This is a genomic window from Paenibacillus pseudetheri (assembly GCF_924513355.1).
GTDB classification, from domain to species: Bacteria; Bacillota; Bacilli; order Paenibacillales; family Paenibacillaceae; genus Paenibacillus_AQ; species Paenibacillus_AQ pseudetheri.
In genome coordinates this window covers 17,041-34,355 of record NZ_CAKMAB010000014.1, presented here as the reverse complement: position 1 = coordinate 34,355, position 17,315 = coordinate 17,041, and the positions used below count along the sequence as shown (strand labels likewise).

At 42.3% G+C, this 17,315-nt stretch carries 11 protein-coding genes and 1 pseudogene; 4 read left to right on the top strand and 8 right to left on the bottom strand.

Features of this window, described 5'->3' with window-relative positions; all coding sequences use genetic code 11:
- Positions 1–510: 510 nt before the first annotated feature.
- Together L1028_RS14600 and L1028_RS14595 are read left to right on the top strand one after the other, a co-directional pair.
- Positions 511–1,356 (top strand): lipase family protein, encoded by an 846-nt coding sequence (locus tag L1028_RS14600; protein WP_423803044.1) that lies wholly within the window; start codon positions 511–513, stop codon positions 1,354–1,356.
- Positions 1,357–1,899: 543 nt separating this feature from the next.
- Positions 1,900–2,082, top strand: coding sequence for a flavodoxin domain-containing protein (locus L1028_RS14595; protein WP_234534974.1), 183 nt, complete (start codon positions 1,900–1,902; stop codon positions 2,080–2,082).
- Between the two features lie 97 nt (positions 2,083–2,179).
- On the opposite strand, the gene L1028_RS14590 is transcribed toward L1028_RS14595, so the two are convergent.
- Entirely contained in the window at positions 2,180–4,249 is a 2,070-nt protein-coding gene (locus L1028_RS14590; protein WP_234534972.1) for a serine hydrolase domain-containing protein, read from the bottom strand.
- An 83-nt stretch (positions 4,250–4,332) separates the two neighbouring features.
- Positions 4,333–5,055, bottom strand: a complete 723-nt coding sequence (locus L1028_RS14585; RefSeq protein WP_234534970.1) for an MOSC domain-containing protein — start codon at positions 5,053–5,055, stop codon at positions 4,333–4,335.
- Between the two features lie 205 nt (positions 5,056–5,260).
- On the opposite strand from L1028_RS14585, the gene L1028_RS14580 reads away from it, so the two are divergent.
- Entirely contained in the window at positions 5,261–6,724 is a 1,464-nt protein-coding gene (locus L1028_RS14580; protein WP_234534968.1) for an ATP-binding protein, read from the top strand.
- 623 nt (positions 6,725–7,347) lie between these two features.
- On the opposite strand, the gene L1028_RS14575 is transcribed toward L1028_RS14580, so the two are convergent.
- The 5 genes from L1028_RS14575 to L1028_RS14555 all read right to left on the bottom strand — a co-directional run bounded on the left by L1028_RS14575 (position 7,348) and on the right by L1028_RS14555 (position 15,866).
- A complete protein-coding gene (locus L1028_RS14575) occupies positions 7,348–11,838 on the bottom strand; it encodes a coiled-coil domain-containing protein (RefSeq protein ID WP_234534965.1) in 4,491 nt (1,496 codons plus the stop codon).
- Positions 11,816–12,574 (bottom strand): DUF6063 family protein, encoded by a 759-nt coding sequence (locus L1028_RS14570; RefSeq protein WP_234534963.1) that lies wholly within the window; start codon positions 12,572–12,574, stop codon positions 11,816–11,818. The genes L1028_RS14575 and L1028_RS14570 overlap by 23 nt, the downstream gene beginning before the upstream one ends.
- Before the next feature lie 12 nt (positions 12,575–12,586).
- Positions 12,587–14,092, bottom strand: a complete 1,506-nt coding sequence (locus tag L1028_RS14565; protein WP_234534962.1) for a hypothetical protein — start codon at positions 14,090–14,092, stop codon at positions 12,587–12,589.
- Positions 14,089–15,168: a hypothetical protein gene (locus L1028_RS14560; protein WP_234534959.1), complete on the bottom strand. Its 1,080-nt coding sequence runs from the start codon at positions 15,166–15,168 to the stop codon at positions 14,089–14,091. Before L1028_RS14560 ends, L1028_RS14565 begins: the two co-directional genes overlap by 4 nt.
- Positions 15,169–15,314: 146 nt before the next feature.
- Complete coding sequence (locus L1028_RS14555) at positions 15,315–15,866, bottom strand: GNAT family N-acetyltransferase (protein WP_234534957.1); 552 nt, start codon at positions 15,864–15,866, stop codon at positions 15,315–15,317.
- Between the two features lie 291 nt (positions 15,867–16,157).
- Here L1028_RS14555 and L1028_RS14550 point away from each other — a divergent pair, with 291 nt between their 5' ends.
- Positions 16,158–16,970 (top strand): undecaprenyl-diphosphate phosphatase, encoded by an 813-nt coding sequence (locus tag L1028_RS14550; RefSeq protein WP_234534955.1) that lies wholly within the window; start codon positions 16,158–16,160, stop codon positions 16,968–16,970.
- Between the two features lie 69 nt (positions 16,971–17,039).
- On the opposite strand, the pseudogene L1028_RS14545 reads toward L1028_RS14550, so the two are convergent.
- Positions 17,040–17,315: pseudogene (locus tag L1028_RS14545) on the bottom strand (isochorismatase family protein); the annotation flags it as partial.

Below are 17,315 nucleotides of genomic sequence, written 5' to 3'. Positions count from 1 at the left end.
GTTTTGGCGAGTAGCGAATCAGAGGTTGAGGTTTTATTCAAAATGGACTTAGGATTTGTAACTGTTGCTAACTACAGACCAAATCATTCGAATGACGCTGAAATCATACAATCCCTAATATAATACATAAGCGACCGTAATTGCTGTTTTTTTAATTACCACTAAATTTATTATTAAAAAGTACGGGGGTAGCTCAGGATCGGGAGGATTTTTGGTTTCTACCACTAAATACCCTTCTCCATCTTCCAAGAAACTATATTTATTTGAGTAGTCTTTGCTAGATGAATTATCAGTAACAACAATTTCATTCCCGCATTCAAGGCAAATGATTATAAAACCATGGCATTTCACTTCATTAATAGCCTTAATTTAATCATTAGCGTACACTAAAGTTAGATTCATTTCGGCGGTGTACAATTTAGCCCTTTCACATTAGTACAGGGTCTCGCATGATATAGGTATCTCTCCCTCCTCCACCTAATATAGTTTAGGAAGAAAGGTGGGATGCACGTGGGTAACAAAAATGATCAAGAGCAAAGGGCTATCTTTCTAGCTGCCATCTGCGGACAGACCTATGCACAGTTCTCAAATACAGATGGTTCGTTCGTCGTTCCATTAGATTATCAGATCGTGGGTACGATTGAAGCAAGATCCATCAGCGAGATGTGGGAACGCTTTGGATTTATTCTGGAATCACCACAAGAGATTATTGTTGCCTTCCGGGGAACCAGCTCCACAACCGATTGGATGTCAAACGTAATGGCTTCACAGGAGAGATTCAATTACATTAAAGAAGATACCCTTACCCACCGCGGTTTCACGAATATCTACTATTCAGCTCGCGATGGGATCATCTCTACACTCGCTAAGTTATCTCCCGATAAAACCTTATACATTACTGGTCATAGCCTTGGTGGAGCACTCGCCACTCTATGTGCTATTGATATTGCGGCTAACACCTCTTATACCTCACCTAACCTGTTCACTTATGGTTCCCCACGTGTAGGCGATCCGAACTTCACCAATGCTTTTAAACAATATGTCCGCAAGAGTTACCGTTATACCAATCTCTTTGATGTTGTTACCTACGTGCCTCCACATGTATACAGGCTACCTAAACGGGAAAGGAAGTACTATTACAGTCATGTCCACACTTTTTTATCACTGTCATTCCAGAATGGATCGGCAAGTGGTAATCATATGATCAGCTACTATTTCACAGAGCTCTCCAAGCTTCAACTGCAGTACTCCGAGGAACTTTGTTTAACAAACCCTGGATTCTGTCCAGTTGTAAGTAACCCCATCATAAGCGCATCAATTCCACCAACTGCACCTCATGTGGAGACAACTTACTAACTAACGAATAGGTGCCCGTTATATCGACTTGTTCAAAGGTCAGTTGCGGGCAGCTCGCTTGCTTCAAATAATTAAGGGTGTCAGCATCTATAGGATGAGGCGCCCCCATTCGTACCCACAAGTCGAAAACGCTTCCATTTTACGTTTTATCTAAAGTAAGAAAAAGAAAGAATTAATTATAAAAATGGAATGATCACTCCTGTAGCCCTCCTACTAAGAAGTTATTCGTATTTATTTCTAATCATTAGTTCTTTGATTTCTCTTAACTCATTTAATATTTCTTTTGATATTTGCGTACTTCTAGAGTTATCGATGCCTAATTTAATCACGAATACACCAAGCAAAAAATAGATGATTAACATTACGATGATGTTCAACTTATCCCACTCTCCTCTTTATCGTTTGATTAACGCATGAGAACTTGCTGCTAACTTGACAAAAGATCTGCATTTTCGATAGTGTAAATAAATCTCGATTACCAAGATATTCGATTTGCGAGGTATTTTTAAACCTGAACCATTTAAACTAAAAAGAGGGACCACAATGGCAGTACTTATTCTATACGCTACAAAATCAGGGACAACTGAGCAATGCGCAAAAGTATTATCAGAAGAGCTTCCTCAGAGTAAGATCTGTAATATTGAAATAGAGAAGCCAAGTCTTGAGGCATATGATAGCATTATTTTAGGTGCTGGAGTAAGAGAGTTTTCTACGAATTTTAAATAGAGGAATATAGAATTTTCTAATAAAAAATCCTGTTATCAAGATAAATGATCTGGATAACAGGATCTTTTTTAATAAAATATAATTGAATGGTTTATTACTACTTGATTGTCAATTCAAACTTCGCACCCACACCGCTTACAAATACAATTTTCCCGTTACTCGGAAGTTTAACTTGCGTAAGACCACTGACAGTAGAGAAATTCACACACACACCATTTGCATCATAAACAGCAAAGGAACCTTTAGGTGGTAGCCCTACTGTCATCAACTTGCCTGATGCTGTCTCAGGTACTGCATACCATCTCGCATATCCATCTGCTTGAATGGTTACCAATGATTGCGGGCCAGCATAGATAGGTTTAATGGCATCCTGTGTTATAAATAATTGGTTTCCAACCTTGAGATACTCCACGCCCTCTTTATTTTCAAAAACAATATCCGCAAGATCGCGCCCGCCTAAAGTTGGAATTTGCACGGTCATTTCAGCTTTATTCGGCCCAGTAATTTTATTTGAACCCATATAGCCCGGTGCATCAGGGAACATAGCAATTCCAGCTACTGGCATACTCATGTAAAATTGTGAGCTATACTTCTCGCTGACATCAAAATACAATTTCCCTTGACGCTGCTGCCAAGCTGACAAGACCTCATTGGATAAAGCATTTGCCTCTAGCTTTTCAGCTGCATATTGAGAAAGAGCAGTCTCACCAAGCCCTGGAATGACCCCGTACCCTTGAATCCAAAGGTAGATACGACCATTGCTTTCCTTGACAAAGCTAACTTTATTAGTACCCGCTACATCTAGGAATTCACCGTTCGTATTATACGAAAATATCTGAGCTGGAAATGTAGGTGCCATAATCAAAGATATACTCAATTCCCCGGCTTTACTAATCTCTATCTTCATCAGTTGTGTAGAATCAGCATAGACACCAGTATAATCCAGCAATTCCTGCGGCATAACCTCTTTGTTCGAAGCTTTAAATGTAGGTGTAGGTTTTAGTTCCTTGATAACTCCCTTTTCTTGTAGCGCACTGAGCAATATTTCGTTCGCAAGCATCTGATCGGTTGAGCTATCCCCACCAGAAGATACCACAGCTGCTGCCATCTGCTGATCAGGCAATACGACAAGTGAAGTATGATACAGAGTTGTATCCCCACCCTTTGTCAGAGCTTTGATCTCGTACTGATTGAATGGATATAAATTTACACTGTCCCAGCCCAATCCATACGCAAACGAATTATCTTTTCCTTTCGGCCACATTCCACGCTTGTACTCCTCTTGCTCCATCGCTTTTACTGATTTTTCTGATAGAATCTCTTTCGATCCTCCAGTGAAAATAGTTGCAAAGCGCACTAAATCTTCAGCCGTAGAATAGATACCCCCTGTTCCAATCACGTTAATCGTCTCTTGGGGTAAAGCGGCAGAGTAGGTAGCATTGTATACACTTGCCAGTTGTCTAGAATCCACAGAATCTTTTGGCGTTTTCGTATGCTCAAGCCCTAAAGGACCTGTAAAATTCTGATGAATGAATGTAGTGAAGTCCATTCCACTTACTTTCTCAACAATCAACTCCGCCAGCGTAAATCCATCATTACAATATACTGAGTAGGCTCCTGGATCTGCCTTTAGGCGCTCAGTTGTCAAAGTCGCTAGCAAATTATCTTTTGCGATAGAATCAGAATCATTGAATAAGAAAGAGTTTGATAAGTTTGAACCCCCAAGACCTGATGAATGATTCAGCAGCATTCTTACGGTGATTTGCTTATAACGTGAATCTTCCATCGTAAAATGATTCAGATAAGATACGACAGGTGCATCCAAATCTACCTTTCCTTGATCAACGAGCTTCATAACAGAAGCGGTCGTATACATTTTACTCGTCGAGCCAATTCCATACATCGTTGTAATGCTTGGTGCTGTCTTGCTCTCCACATGGCTGTATCCAGCTGTGCCGCTCATAACGATATTATCGCCATCGATAAGAGCATATTGGAGACTTGTCGTTCCTATCTTTTCCGTTAAGAATGCTGCCTTCTCTGCCGCGACCTTCTGAGTGTTCACATATGTTTGCGTTTTGCTACTAGCCACTGCTAATGCATTCGTAGGAAGATACACTACTAAAAGTAGAGATACCATCAACAGGGATATTATTTTCTTCTTCATACATTCCCTCCCGCTATGAATTTTCCATTCCTTTAAAGGGTAAATTATCCATATGGGAATGTAAAGGAAGTTTATATCATTATCTAATCCATTAATTCTACTTTGTCTCCGATTCTGATTTCCCCTGTCTTAACTACGGAAGCGTACACTCCGAAGTGTAGTTCAAACTCTTGGTTTAGTTTTTTCAATAATTTAGGGTCTCTTTCCTGACTATCCGGGTCCATCGTGATAACCATACATCTCTCACAGAAACTATCTACCTGTAGCTGAACATCTCCTATGGAGAGCTGCCGCCCGATCCAATCCCCTTCGAAAAGCGATTCATCGCTTAGAGCGATAACAAAGTTCCCACGAAACCGGCGCTGATCTAAGGAATGTCCCCACGCAGCCTCTAGCTTCTTCAAACTAGCATCCGTAATGAGTAAAATACTGGCGCCATCCACCGATAACAGTTGCGGATGCTCTGGCTGTGGATGTGAAGCTTTTATACTAGACATGGAAATTCGCGTTTTAGTTTGGCTTTGGATTTCTTCCAATAAATGCTTATCCCACCCAAAGGTTCGTCCATCTGAAGCCCTTACATGAATTTCTCCATTGATAAATTGCGCTTGATAGGTAAGCATTTTAGGATTATTTCTAGCTGTAAAATACCGCCACCAGCCCTCTTTTGACTCATCATAAAAGGCACAGAAGCGATCCCCTAACATTCCATACGGTTCTATCACACAGGTTTCCAATCGTTCACCTGCAAATGACTTGACTGGATAGCGATTAATATCTTTGATTTCACCAACAATTGATTGCACGGTACAACGCCTCCAATTTCTAAAAATACAACATATCCTTTAATTCTACCTGAAATCGTTTGACTCTTGCACCCTTATTTTCACTACAACACATAGCTATTTCGAACGATTCTCGATCACATAAAAATTTATTTATTTTACTTGAATATATGTTTTATACTATGACTATTACAAATAGTGGAAAGAATATGAGAGGTGAATAGCAGTGCGGTCCAATGAATTCCAAAGTTTTGACTTTGCTTTTACACATGCTGTAATTGGAATGGCTCTAGTTTCGTTAGATGGAACGTTCCTAAAATGGAATTCAGCCCTAAGTACCCTATTGGGATATGATCATAACGAGTTAATAACACCTTCACCATCCGTTCGAACTCTTCTAAGTCAGATCCATGAAATTGCTGAGCTTGGAAGGTCTCTTTCCTCTATGAATATCCATCCGCATCGATTCCAACAGGCCTACTACCTACCAACCGGACAGCTGTTATCAATAGAGATCTCCATATCTATCGTTTCGGATGCTAATGGTGCACCCTTATATTATTTTACTCAATTTGAGAATAAGACCTTGATCAGGCAAATAGAAACTCAGCTGCAAGAAGCGAAAAGCAGTCTACTAGAGAAAGATAAATCATTCCTGCAACTCCTGGAAGGATTACCTCTGACCGTTGTTATTACAGAAAAAGGGATTATTCAGTATGTGAATTCCGCGGGCTTACAGTTAATCCATGCGGAGAGCCTGAATCAATTGGTGGGTACATCCACTACTAATATTGTAGACCTTTCCAATCATGCAATCCTCCAAGAACGAAGGGAAAGATATTACAGTGGTGACACGATTGGCTCTGTTTGCTACTTAATTAATTGCTTAAATGGTCAGCAGAAATTTGTGGATGGATTCACATTACCGATTATCTCCAATGGAAATATGGCATTTATCGGAATATTTAAAGATGTCTCTCAGCAAATGCTGGAAGAAGAACGGCTAATCCAATCCGAGAAATTATCTACCGCAGGGCAATTAGCAGCTGGAATCGCTCATGAAATCAGAAATCCGCTTACCGCCATTAACGGCTTTATGAAGCTGCTTCGCTCTTCCGAGCGCATGAATGATAAATATTTTTTCATTATTGAGTCAGAATTGAAACGTATCGAATTTATCGTCAACGAGCTGCTGGTCTTATCCAAACCACAAACGACGCATATCAGTAAACCTGTGGATTTATTATCTTTACTAGAACAAGTCGCCACACTAATGAATGGACAAGCTGCACTGAAAAACCTTCAGATCCTCCCTGTCTGTACAGATCACTCCATTTGGATCCATGGTGAGGCTTATCAGCTGAAACAGGTATTTATTAATTTACTTAAAAATGCGATGGAAGCAATGAATCGTGGAGGAAACATATATATTCATGTGCTTACAAATGAAAGTGAAGCCCGAATCAGCGTGAAAGATGAAGGTTGCGGGATGACAGAGGAACAGATTAAAGCACTTGGTAAGCCATTTTATACGACAAAAGAAACAGGAACAGGCCTTGGATTTATGATCACGCAGAATATTGTACATAATCATGGCGGAGCAATCACTGTAGAAAGTGTTCCTGAGCAAGGGACTACTTTTACCGTAACCATTCCAAAAATTTTAGAGCCAGAGGAAGCTGTCATATAGCATAAGAAGTGCCGCAATGAATGATCCTTATTCATACTAGTATCCATACCTTCGTAGTGAGGTTCCGCTTAACGGACCATAGTGCACTTATTCCCTAATAATAAGCCCATTCCCGGGTAATTTGGGGAGAATAACGGTGCTGGATCGTTTATGTTACCGGTGGCACATTGTATTCGGTTTTTCGCATACATTCGGCTCGTTAACGATACCGGCGGCACATTGTATTCGGTTTTTCGCATACATTCGCCTCGTTAACGATACTGTCGGTACATTGTATTCGGTTTTTCGCATACATTCGCCTCTTTTACGTTACCGGCGGCACATTGTATTCGGTTTTTCGCATACATTTGGATCGTTTATGTTACCGGTGGCACATTGTATTCGGTTTTTCGCATACATTTGGATCGTTTACGTTACCGGCGGCACATTGTATTCGGTTTTTCGCATACATTTCTCCGCAGTCTCGAAATTTTATTAATTCTATTATAGTAAGCATATACGCCTTCGGCGTCCTTTAAGGCCGGTAAGCGTTATAAGCGAGAAAGATAAGGATAATGTATAACGAAAAAGAAGCTCCAGCAGCATTATGCTACTAGAACTTCTTTCATTATGGATACAAGGGGTCAAAAAAGCGAAACAGGAATGAGCTTTCTTCCTCCCTTGACTAGGGTAGATTCTAGCATATCCCCTTTGACACCTCCGAAATAGAGCTGCCAGTACACACCAAAGCGAACGCTAACGTCATTCTTCACTAGCTCCGGCGGCGTGACAATGAGCCACTGAAATTTAAGAGCCTTAGAAATTTCAAATACGGGATCAAGCACGTTATTAGAAACCATTTCTCCAAAAGGATTGTCATATAAAAAGACCGTCCACCCTTTGTTCTCACGATTTACACGCTTATGTGTCATGATCATCATTGCTACCAGCAGCTGTACAGATTGGCGCTGTCCACCACTGCCGACAGCCTCATCCAGCGCACCCCGATTGATGATTTCCCAGTCGGAATAATGGTAGTCTTCCGGAGCGGCGTAGAGGAAGTAATTTTCCGTTACTGGTTTATATACCTGAAGAATCGGGAAGCGATTCTGAAGCGCTGCATAGACGATTCGTCCGTCATTAATAACCTCTTTGATTACTAATGCTGGCACTTGTTCAATCTTTGGATATTTTGATAGCAATTCTTGGATACATCGATTGAAATAGTCGCTCACCATTGGCTCTACCTCATCGCTTGATCTCGGTATATTGATATTCTTATAATTCAGGCGTACCAGCGGGAAGGCATAATTATTCTCATTATGAATAATCATCCGACGTTCCATTCGCTTCATAATATCAATGATTTGTACTACACGGTAAGAAGCCCGGGCTACCCACATCTTGCGGGACAGATCCATATCCTCCTTATCGCTTTGAATGCTCTCAATCTGATCACGTGAACTACGTAACATCGATTCTAGGACTTGCTGAGCAATAGCGAAGTTATCCCAATGAACCGTATTTAAACGATCTAGAATCTTAGTCTCCAGTTCAGAATTCCGTTCATTTTTGGCGAGTTTTCCGGTTAATGAATTTTTCTCTTCCTTCACCTTTCTGGAGACCTCGTCCCGTCTTACCCGGCTATCCTTAATCCGAAGAAGCCAGTCTGCAACTAGAGACTCGCAGCATTCTCTTACGCTCAGCATTAATTCTTCTGGCACAGTCCGTAGATTGACCCGATCCTCAATATGTGCATTCATGATCTTGATTTGATTAGATAACGTCTGAATGAGCGCATCCATTCGTTCCAAAGATCGTTTACACTGGTTAAGCATGAGCTCATTCTCTTGGAAACGCTCCTGAATGTCCGTCTCTTTTTGCTCGAGTAGCTCATTCCAAATTTCCACGGCACGCTCATGTTTCTCTTTGATTCCTTTTTCTACCTTGCGCAGTTCCTTCTGCAAATTATCCAATTCGGTCTGGCAACGGATGAAAGAATCGTGAACCATCTGATAGTCTTCTTCCAGTGAAGCAGTTTCCGACTTTTGACGGTTTCTTGCAGCCATAATGGATTCGGTAGATTCAGCAGGCTCTGTTACCTTCCGCCAATTCTCATCCACTTGATTCAGGCTGGCTTCAAGCTCCGTTAGATTCTCGCTCGCCGCTTTAATCTGGGCGGCTCTTGTTCGAATTTCAAGCTCATTCTCCGTCAGCGATTGCTGCAGACTTTCAACGGTACTGAGCTGCTGCAACAGAAGATTCTGCTCTACGGGATCTATTGGTGTGGCTTCCATATCATCCGAAAGCTGATGATATGTCGGAAATACAATTTCAGGGAACCAATGCTGCAGTCTAGGAAACAGAGCATACTTGGCATCTCCCATCCATTTCTCGCGCTCTCCGCCAAGGCTTACCATTTGCGCTTCAAGATGCTCGAGCTGCTGGTCTTTATTCGCTAGCTCCCTGCTCACCAGACTCTTACGATCTGAATACTTTTTCTTCTCTTTTTGATCCTGCTCATGCTTCTTCGTACGTTCAATCCAAGCTTGCAACGCTGCTGCTCTATGCTCATGCTCTGCACTAAGCGCCTTATTCTCGATAAGTTCGCGAACGATCCGAGCAAGCGTGCTCTCGTTCTCATTAATCTCGTTGCTCAGACTGATAATGCTCTGCTGAAGTTCACTCTGCAGTTTCATAAGGGTATTACGTTTGGCTGTAATCGTCACAGTGTTCTCTGTTTGAGATAACCGTTCATATTCCTGACGCACAGATTTCAACTTCGATAAATAAGCCTCCGCGTCCTGAAGCACTTGTTCTTGCTCCTTTAGCTTCGACTGAATACCGCTCTTAAAGTTCAAGAAACGATCTGGCTCCAGTACCATTTGTGGCCCCTGGTTAGCTAAAAGTTTAAAAGATACCGGATCTGAAGCTACCATCTCTTCACGGATAAAGATAGGCACAGCTGATTTCAGCAGTGTGTCCTTCAGCAAATCCGGTTTGATTTTATCAGCTTCGCGCCGGGTTACAATCAGACTATAAGGAAGAAGTGGATGGCGCTCCAGCTCTTCCTCACGTTCAAGATACGGGCGATCATTTAAATAGGAACTACCCGGTGTGGATTGAATCTTGAGCGAATCGAGTGTGTCCTTGACCACGAGAATATCTGAATTCGGCAGCCAGTAGGATTGGTTCTGAAGTTCCACGTCCATAAGCTGATTGTAGTAATCTCGTCTGGAACGTTTTGTCTGCTGCTCCACTTCATCCATTTTTCGGATAAATCGTAATTGAATCGTATCCTGCTCTTCAAAAAGGCCAGTTGCTCCCAAACGATTATGTTCATCAAACATTTCCAGTAGAACAACAATCTGTGACCATAATTGTGATTCTTTATAGGTCTGCGAATCAAGTAGTGCCCCGAGCTCGTCTACCTCTCGTTCATAAGAGCGATGTTTCTCGCTGAGTTCGGCATGATTCTTATGCAGTGCCAGCTTTTGGTTCTCTGCCTCTTTATGCTGTTCCTCTAGCACTTCCATATCCAGAAGTATCGTTTTGGCAGCTGAAATCGTACGTTGAAGCGCCGCCACAGGAGCATATGCAGCGTCCTGACCATGCTGAGCTGCGAATGTTCCGAGTTCTTCTGTATATTGACGGATAGAGAGCGTCAATTCATTAATCTGAATATCCAGGCCTGCTAACTCCAACAGGAAGCTCTCCCGCTCCTTGCGCAGACCTTTTTCTTCAGTCGTCAGTGCTCGCTCCGCTGTTCCAAATCCTCTGATCGTTTGTTGCCAGAGGCTAGATACCACATCCCATTGTTTACGAAGCTTTTCTTTAGCCGTCTGAATGACCTCTTGACGTTCTTTCATCTCCAGAGATCCTTCGATCGCTTGAATTTCTTTCTGCCATTGCTCAATTTGTCGTGTGTGGAGCATACGTTTAGCTAAGAAATGAGCCACTTCAAGCTTTTTCTCCTGAGTCTTGGATTCGTCCAGCCGTCCACGTGCACGTCTCTGATCATCACTAAGCTTTTTGAACTCCTCTTGTTTCAGTTCCATTTCTTCCTTGCTGCGCAAATACTTTAGATTGTCCGTCTCAAATCGCAATTGCTTCGCATCCTGATAACGACCAGCCAGTTCATTACCAACCTTACTTCGTTCTTCTTCCACATTTCTCTGCTCTTCATGGATAACCGTATAGATCTGACGTCCACGCAGTTCAGTTTCCTGAACAACGCTCTCTGCCTCTACTCCCAGCTTCACCAGCTCGTATAAAGGTGCAGCCATGCCAAGAAACTCTGTGTAGACTTGTTCCCGCTGTTCAAGCATTGGCAGTCGTTGAGCTACTGTCGCCGTGTCTATAAACATCCGCTGCAGCGTATTGTCTTCTTCTTTGGGTCCCTCATTTAGACTGGAGCCGATCTCAGGGATAATTAGCTTTTCGAATAAGTTATGGTTGGTAAAGGCATCATTCTTTTTAAAATAACCTTTAATACCGCCCTCTTCCCCATTGATCCGCCGCATATTACGCCACTCGGCGATATGGATATCCCGGGTAGCCAGGAAATCATAATATCTTTTTAAATCCGAGCTATGGCTACCGAAAGGTACAATTTCCCCTCGTCGATCTCGTATAAATTGCTGGATCGTTTCAAAACTCGTAGGCTCAGCACTCTCTTCATCGAAGAGTGGCAACGTCGAAAGGGTGAGTTCAGACGCATCGCCATAATCAGTAAGTGCGTATAGAAGGTAATCCACTTTAATATCCTGCTGATCCAACGAGTTATGAGCCGTCATAGCAATACCAGTCGTCATATACTCATTACGCTCATAGTTGTCCAGATGCCATTCGATAGCTACATGAAAGGTATAAGGTTTAAGTTGTTTTTTATGATTATGAAAAAATGCTTCAACCTGGTTCTCACTATCTTTTCCCCATGGCGTTTTGGGCATTAATAACTGAAAGATGGATTGCAGCAGTACGCCCTTCCCGCCACCATTCATAAGCGTAATAAGCGTATTGGCTGGCCCCTCTTCGTTACAGAGGTCTAGAATCATATCATCATATTTCTTGAGCATTTTCTCGTATTTAAGTCCTGTAATCCGTATGCGTTCAATCCGCGGCATTAATAGCACCGTCTTTCTCAGCTAAAGTTCGTCCGATGAGTTTCTTCAATTCCTGATACCGGTCAACATCATGATATAAATACCGCATTCTCTCATAAAGCTCTTCCCGTGGGAATATCCGCTTCTCTGCCTCCGAGATGAACACGAGCTTCTCCTCTTCCAGAAGCTTCATGCCTTCATGAATCAGACCCATTCGTGAGCCTGCGCCTCTTGTTAGAAGATCGCTTTCTTCCTGACTCTTAGTTTGCATATAAAGATTAGTCCACACCTTCGACATCGCTTGGATATCCAACCGCCACTGCTGACTAAACCAACCTTCATCATCCATCTGCATCCATGCTTGAAAAAGTGAAGACACCTGATCGGATATCTGTATATAGGACATACTGTCCTGCCCGGACTTAAAGTGAGTCTCGTCCTGATCCATCTCGGCCAGAAACACAAGGATGATGATATTAATGATATGTAAATGAGTTTTGCGCTCAATTCGTGAGTATTTATTTTTTAACTGGGTAAAGTTGGTGGCGAACACTGACCCGAGTGGATTCACTAACAAATGGAGACGGTGTCCGGAATTCATCACTCGGCAGCCTGCCTCCTTGGCAACATATTGAAGCGCATCATATGTTCCTGCATCCTGCAGGCATTCAGCAGCCGCAGGATCATCGAGTGGGATTACTTTTTTACGAAGTAATTCAAAAAATAGCCGTGAAGCTTGCTGTACCTGTTCTAATGTATAACTCATGCTTGTAACTTCTCACCTCTCCACGATCGTAATAGTATATGGACTCATATCCAGACCAGACCAGCGTACTCTTGGGGTTGATTCTGGAGCAATGTTCGTATGTAGTAGCTTACCATGCAGGCTCTCCAGTTGAGGATCATCCGCTAGTACATACCTGATTAGCATCTGGCATTCATCAGATCCGTTGCTGTTCTCCGGAGCCTGTTCCTGTACTTCAATCTCTGAATGAAAAAACTGCACCCATAGATCAATAGCATGCGGTGTGCATGCCCAACGTGTTAATTCCTCCTCAGTAAAAGCTTCTGTAGTAAACGTAAAGCTCCCTCGCTGGGCTAGCGCACTGAATACAGGCTTCCACAGTTCAACGACTTCCGCCCATGGAATACCTTTAGGCATATATTGAACGGTCTCAGCATCTATCTCATCATCAAGTTCATCCATCACAACATCTGGGATAAAGCCCACCTCTTGCTCCTCCCAAGCCCAGGGAAGTGGATAAACAAAATCCTGATTCGGAGCGAACAATCCGCCGAGCAGCATTTCAAGGCTGTCACCGCTTGGTAGACCCTCTTCTTTAACCCATTCCTCCCATACATGCGTGCGGAAATTAAAGCCGGCGGCTCCCCAGAATAATTCAGGGAAGTTCAATCTTAAGTTGGTCTCCACCTCAAAAATGTTCAAGACTACCTCGGCCAGCTCATCATGTACACGCCTAGAGAGCTCCACACGCTCAGAAAGAATACGAATCTCATTGAAGTCGATTACATCTTTCTCGTCATTGGCTAACCGGGCCAAAGAACGATGAATATTATCAAAATGCTTGCGTTCTTCATCGAACTGCAGATGAATTTCTTCGAGTCGCTGATGCCGGGCCACTCCAAATTCACTAAAAATATGCTTCGGGTTACGACGCAATGCATTCCGGTATTCCTGCTGCTCATGGGTCATCTTCCGGACCCGGGAGATAAGCTCATTCACATCCTGAAGCGCTCTGGTTACACGGCCATGCTTAATATGCATCTGAATCTCGAGCAGCTTGATGCTGATCTGGAACTCTTCAATAATCTCATGACTCATAAAAATAAGCTCCATGGCATATTCGGATAGACGATAGATTGTTCTGCCGCTCTCTTCCCAGCTACTGCGGGTCGCATCCTCATCCACCATGAAATACTTATATTTCTGCACAGACATTTGCCGAGCCGCATCATCATAATAATAGGATTCGAAATCCCCACCATTTCCGCTCCAGAGCAGGCCGTCTACTAAACGTTCGACGGATTCGGTAGTCCCGAGATTCTCAATATTGAAGCGTTCCAATGCAGTCCAAGCCAACGCTATAATATCTTCCTTGGATCTTCTCTCATTGGATTCTAGCTCTAAATAATAGACTTGCAACAAGATGCTTAAAGACACCATTTCTTTGTACGGTTGGATCTCGCCAAGGTTCATCCCAGCCCCCAGATTCCATAGGGGATTCAATCGTTTGTTTCGTTCGCCAAAATCCGACCAATTCATCTTTCTGCCATCCTCACCATCACTTCATAATTTAAAATTTCCTGTGGAACCCTTAGATCCTCCTCTAGTAATCGTTCTGTAAATGCGTTCAGTTCCAAGTTACTAGAGAGCTCTTGCAGTACGTTGTGCAGATGATCCGGGTTACAGATCTGTGGAAGATTATATGTATACGGCTCCTCTGTCAGCTTCATCATCTGTTCATAAATTGGAAGCGCCAGTTGGAGATTTAAATCCGGATAACTGACTTTCAATTTACCGTAAATATCCCAACCTGCCTTGTCCATATCTCCGACATATAATAGGGTGGTTTGAAGTGGATCAATGTTCAATTCCTCTAGAAAGAGTAAGCTACTATCGATCTTCCAGCCTTCACCATAAATCAGCATATCCGGAGATAAACCACAAATCATGATATCACTAATCATTAATCGTTTGGCTGAGTGAAAAAATGATTTATTCTCAGCAATAAGAATATTTCTTACGGTTACTGCTGGCTTGACGTAATAAATAAACGGTTCCCTTGCAATTACACATTTTAAACTTTCCAGTGTTAGTTTCACTCTGGTAAGAAATTGTTTTCCTTCAGGATCAGAGAGCCATTTCTCTTGATCAAACAATTCCAGTGACCTTTCTTCTATGGTAATCATCTCGCGATCCTTCACCGTACGCAAAAAATTAGAAACCCGTTCTATCCGGCTCCAAAGCTCTTGCGTCTGAGTTTCAGGTCGTATCAAGTAATAATGAAGGTCTAGCAAATCTTGCACCCTTAACACAGCTGAAGGATCCCACCTCGCTTGAGCCGTGACACTCTTGGATAACCAATAAGATGTAGGTATTGAGGGTTGTTTATAGCTCATCGGGCTGGATTTTATCGGTTTTAGGTAACCCTCAGCCACAAGCTCGGTTATAGCGACCGCTAGAACACGAAACCCTCCGCCTAACAATTCATATTCTGCCGGTGTATCATAAGCAGTTCTAATGATTTCTTTTTCCAGCTTATCAAGTTCTACTTTACTTCTCCCTGTACGGACAGCGCCAAACTTTTTCTCTAACGTATTCATAAGAATCGATCTCAAACGATCACCCTCACCAAATAAAAATAAAACCCGTATACATCCGTATAGGGTTCTGAAGTACGCGAATATATGTTTCTATTATATCAATTCATCGAAGGTTATGCTATTTATTGTTAAACAAAATAATAGATTCTATCCATGCATTGCTACTCCGCAGAATCTGGAACACATGCCATGCAATACTGCTCTAATGTACTGTTGGGTAAAGGAATAACCTTAACCGTGCGGAACTGAAAATGCTCATAGATGGGTAGATTACTTGGCGTCTGTGTCTCTAACGTGCATAATGCATTGTTCTCACGGCACTCGGCGAGCAGCGGCATCATAATCTTTGATACATATCCTTGCCCACGGTAACGTTCTTGCACAACAAGCATATCCAAATGCATATACTTTTGATCTCCAAACATCGATAACCATAAGGAACTCATACTGCGCAAAATAGTTAGTCCTCGAATAAACCCTCGGACACCAATGATTCGGCAAATCGGTAAACACTTGAGAATCGCAAGCATAATTTGTTTCATATAGTTGACGTTCGAAATCAATGTCCCGCTCTGACGCTCCGAATGGAACACCAAGGCGACAGCTTCATAATTTGTTGACGTCGTTAGTAAATCCGAATAAGGATACAACATCTCAATATAACGATGAAAAAAAATGTTTAATACGCGGAGTCTGGTTGTTTCATCAGGCAAAATATGCTGATACAGTGGATCATCCTTTGCGAAGGCTTCTGCCAGAACGCTGGCGGCTTTCGGAATGTCCTGCCGATGAATTTTAATTAATGAACTACAAATAGTTCCACCTCATTTAGTTTACTTTCGCGATAGGCTCGGTTAGTGAAGAAGCCATTCAAGAATATTATAACTGGTTCAGTCAAGCCCTCATTTAAGGCGATGAACTTCGATATGGCACGATGGTTCTATTGTCATTTCTTCATTGAATGCGATATGATTAAAAAGATTATAAAAATACTGGGAGGAAAAATGGAAGATATTATACTATGGCTTAAATACTTGTTTCTTGGATTTGTTCAAGGGGCAACTGAGCCAATCCCCGTTTCCTCGAGCGGCCATTTGATCATCGCGCAGAAATTGCTAGGCTTAAAACAGAATGGGCTATCATTTGAAATCTTAACAAATACAGCTTCTCTAATTGCGATTTGCTTTATTTTCCGCAAAGATATCGGAAGATTGATCACTGGATTCGTTCAATTTATTCTGACCCGCAAAGAGGAATATAAGTCAGATTTCATGTTCTCTTTGTACATTATCATTGGCACCATGCCTTCGGTTATCGTAGCCTTGTTCTTTAAGGACCAAATTGAGGAGATCTTCTCGTCAGTACATACCGTGTCCATCGCCTTGCTGGTAACCGGGGTTGCTTTATGGTTAATTCGTAATCTTCGCGGCCGTAAACAAGATGGGGACTTAAAAGCGAAGGATGCAGTCATAGTCGGACTTGCCCAAGCAGTAGCTCTTATTCCTGGAATAAGTCGCTCAGGTGCAACGGTCATCTCTTCCATCGCTGTGGGAATGAAGCAAGAAACTGCTTTACGCTTTTCTTTTATGCTGTATATTCCGATCAGTCTGGGCGGACTTGTTATGGGTGCATCTGATATTGCCAGTGACCCGAACCGAGCGCAACTAGCAATTCCATACTTAATTGCATTTATCACTACACTAATCGTCACGTATTTTTCTATGCGCTGGTTTATGGGGATTATGGCTAAAGGTAATTTGAAGTACTTCTCTTATTACTGCTTCGTGGCTGGGATACTACTCCTTATCTTCATGTAAGTACATGATTTCAAACAAAAGCCCTCATGACAATCTCTGGGATTACAGAGAGCATGAGGGCTTTTCATCCTATTTTAACAGGGATATTACTTCACCACTTGACCTAATCTTGCCGATCCTAGGAAAAATGGTTTTACACACATAGTAATGCTCCTCTTTTGTAGAAGAAGCCATTGCATCTTCCACAAAAACTTGGTTATAACCAAGCTGATAAGCTTCTCTAGCTGTTGTGTCTACACCGATGGATGTAGAAATACCACACAAGACAATTGTATCTATACCACGACGCCGTAGCTGTAAATCAAGATCCGTTCCGAATAATTCAGGTACCAAGGTGTTCCAACC